The following is a 3,264-nucleotide window of genomic DNA, read 5'->3' as shown; positions in this document are numbered from 1 at the left end:
GGCCGGCATCGACCTTGATCGCGAAGAGGGCCGCACCAAGCTCGTCATGGATTTCGCGGGCGATCTCCCGCCTTTCGGTGTCTTGCGCGGCAACGATCCTCTGGCCGGCCCGTCGATTTTCACACTCTGCCGCCGCCAGCCCGTCTGCCAGCGCGGCGATGCTCCTGCCGAGCCGATCGAGTTCGGGAACGCCGCGGCCATCGAACGAAAATGCATAGTCTCCGGCGCGCAGGCGCTCCACCCCGGTCTCCAGCCGCGACAGCGGCCCCAGGGCGCGCCCGACCGCCAGATACGCCGTTCCCATCAGAAGGAGGCCGACCGTCAGCATTGCGGTGGCCAGATCGCTCATATCCTCCCAGACTTCAGCGATCTCGTCCCAAGGTTCGGCGATGATGCGCAGACCGCTGGCGCCCAGCCGCCGTTCCTGCAGGTCTCCGCCGATCAGCGCAGCGAACCAGTCCGGTGCGCGTCGTTCCGCCGGCTCCGGCTTGGGCAAACCATCGGGCCCGATGAAGCGCAGGTGACGTACCCCCAGCCCGTTCAGCATGGCGATGCCACCGGGAAGGTCGCCGCGCTCCGCCACCGCGATACCCAGCGCGCCGCCCAGTTCCAGTGCGGAGGCCATCTCCGCGCGGACGGCATCGCGGGCATTGGCGATCATCACCGCCCCGCCGGCGGTTGCCATCAGCAGCAGGAAAAGCCCGATCAAGGCCAGGATGCGCATCCTCAGCGACACCGTCGCTCTCCCCGCAATACGACCAATGACGGAATGTTAGCTGATCAACCGGATTGGGCGCCATCCGCCCTTCGGGCAATCGAACGAGTGCGCAGGTGCAGATTCCGCTCCGTCACTGTCGGCGGACGGGAAAATTTCCCGCCGCAATCGGGATGTTATCATGGTGCAGGGTCAAGAATTTCTTCCCCGGATTGTCGAATGGAGCGACAGCTTCGCCCGGTGGATTATTGAAGCCGGCAAGACATGGTGCTGTGCGCCGGGCGGGATGCACAGACCGGCTTTGAAAAGCTCCTGCCATTCAGAAAGCAACAGCCTTCTGTCGCGACATCGTCACGCACGGCTCATCCCGGTTCCGGGGGCGGCATCGCCTCCCGCCGCCCACAGGAACGGGGGTGGGCCGGCGTGACGATATCGCCGGCACGGCTCCGCGCGCCGTGTTCGCAACCGCCGCTTCGCGGCCAATCATCGGGGGAAACGCATGACACTTTCGTCCTACAGCACGATGGCAGCCATACCCGGCGACAAGCCGCACCACCGGTTCCGCAGGCCCCTTCTGGCTGGGATCGCCACGCTGTTCCTGGCTGTGGCGGCCGCCGGTCCGGCCCTCGCCTCCGATGTCACCTGGGATGCCATCGCCAACGATGCGAAGAACCCGGGCGACGTGCTGATGTACGGAATGGGGGTGGAAGGCAAGCGTTTCAGCCAGCTGAAGCAGATCAATACGGAAAGCGTATCGCGTCTGGTTCCCGCCTGGTCCTTCTCCTTCGGCGACGAGAAGCAGCGCGGGCAGGAAACCCAGGCGCTTGTCCATGATGGGGTGATCTATGTCACCGGATCCTATTCCCGGATGTTCGCGCTGGATGCCAAGACCGGAAAGCGGCTGTGGAGCTATGCCCACCGCCTGCCCGACGATATCCGGCCCTGCTGCGACGTGGTCAACCGCGGTGCCGCGATCTATGGCGACAAGCTGTTCTTCGGCACGCTCGACGCCTCCATCGTCGCGCTGAACAAGGATACCGGCAAGGTCGTCTGGAAGAAGAAGTTCGCCGATCACAAGGTCGGCTACACCATGACCGGCGCCCCCACCGTGGTGAAGGACCAGAAGACCGGCAAGGTTCTGCTGATCCACGGCTCGTCGGGTGACGAGTTCGGCGTGGTCGGGCGGCTGTTCGCCCGCGATCCGGATACCGGCGACGAGATCTGGATGCGTCCGCTGGTCGAAGGCCATATGGGCCGGCTGGACGGCAAGGACAGCACGCCGACCGGCAGCGACAAGGCCCCGTCCTGGCCGCGTGACAAGGATGGCAATCTGGTGGAGGCCTGGAACCACGGCGGCGGTGCGCCCTGGCAGAGCGCCACCTTCGATGTGGAAACCAACACCATCGTCATCGGCACCGGCAACCCGGCGCCTTGGAACGGCTGGGCCCGCTGGCCGGGAGACAGCCTCTATACCTCCGGACAGGCCTATGTCGATCCGACCACCGGCGAGCTGAAGGGCTTTTACCAGCACACGCCGAACGACACCTGGGACTTCTCCGGCAACAACGAGCTGGTGCTGTTCGATTACACCGACGCCTCCGGAAAGACCGTGAAGGCGACGGCGCATGCCGACCGCAACGGCTTCTTCTATGTCACCGACCGCATCAAGCTGGCGACGGCCGGCGGAGAGGCCAACAAGCCCAACAGCGTGCTGGCGGCTTATCCCTTCGTCGACGGCATCACCTGGGCCAAGGGCATCGACCTGAAGACCGGCCGTCCGATCGAGAATGAGGGCCAGCGCCCGCCGCTGCCGGCCGAAGGCGAGAAGCGCGGCAAGCCGGTGGAGGTCTCGCCGCCCTTCCTCGGTGGCAAGAACTGGAACCCGATGTCCTACAGCGAGGACACCAAGCTGTTCTACATCGCCGCCAACCATTGGAAGGAGGATTACTGGACCGAGCATGTCGGCTACAACCCCGGCTCCGCCTATCTCGGCATGGGGTTCCGCATCCACAAGATGTACGACGACCATGTCGGCAGCCTGCGGGCGCTCGATCCGAAGACTGGCAAGATCGTCTGGGAGCACAAGGAGGAACTGCCGCTGTGGGCCGGCACGCTGGCGACCGCCGGCAACCTGGTCTTCACCGGCACCGGCGACGGCTTCGTCAAGGCCTTCGACGCCAAGACCGGCCAGGAGCTGTGGCGCTTCCAGACCGGATCGGGGATCGTCTCCTCCCCGATCACCTGGGAACAGGACGGGGTGCAGTATGTCGGCATCACCACCGGCTATGGCGGCGCCGTGCCGCTGTGGGGCGGCGATCTGGCCGACCTGACCACCCGCGTGACCCAGGGCGGGTCCTTCTGGGTGTTCAAGCTGGCCGACGTGAAGGTGTCCAGCACCAAGTGACCGGCTCCGTCAAACCGGAGCATGGAGCGCCGGGGCGGTTGCCGTCCCGGCGCCTTTCATCGGAGGCATCACCATGACGTCACGCACCGATTACCTGCCGTTCCCGAAGCTGTTGGCTCTGAGTGCCTTGACCTTCTGCCTTGCG

At 65.4% G+C, this 3,264-nt stretch carries 2 protein-coding genes; one reads left to right on the top strand and one right to left on the bottom strand.

The window, feature by feature from the left end; translation table 11 throughout:
• Positions 1-736, bottom strand: a 736-nt coding sequence (locus I71_RS13880) for a histidine kinase (RefSeq protein WP_244433826.1), incomplete at its 3' end; no start/stop codon positions are given.
• Positions 737-1,214: 478 nt separating this feature from the next.
• Between I71_RS13880 and I71_RS13875 the strand changes: the two genes are divergently transcribed.
• Positions 1,215-3,119 carry a methanol/ethanol family PQQ-dependent dehydrogenase gene (locus tag I71_RS13875; protein ID WP_199902176.1) on the top strand — a complete coding sequence of 635 codons (1,905 nt, stop codon included), beginning with the start codon at positions 1,215-1,217 and terminating at the stop codon, positions 3,117-3,119.
• Positions 3,120-3,264 lie beyond the last annotated feature (145 nt).

Origin of the sequence: Azospirillum sp. B506, assembly GCF_000333595.1 — a bacterium.
Lineage (GTDB): Bacteria > Pseudomonadota > Alphaproteobacteria > Azospirillales > Azospirillaceae > Azospirillum.
Note: the sequence above shows the minus strand (reverse complement) of the source record. Positions and strands in the feature narration are given on the sequence as shown.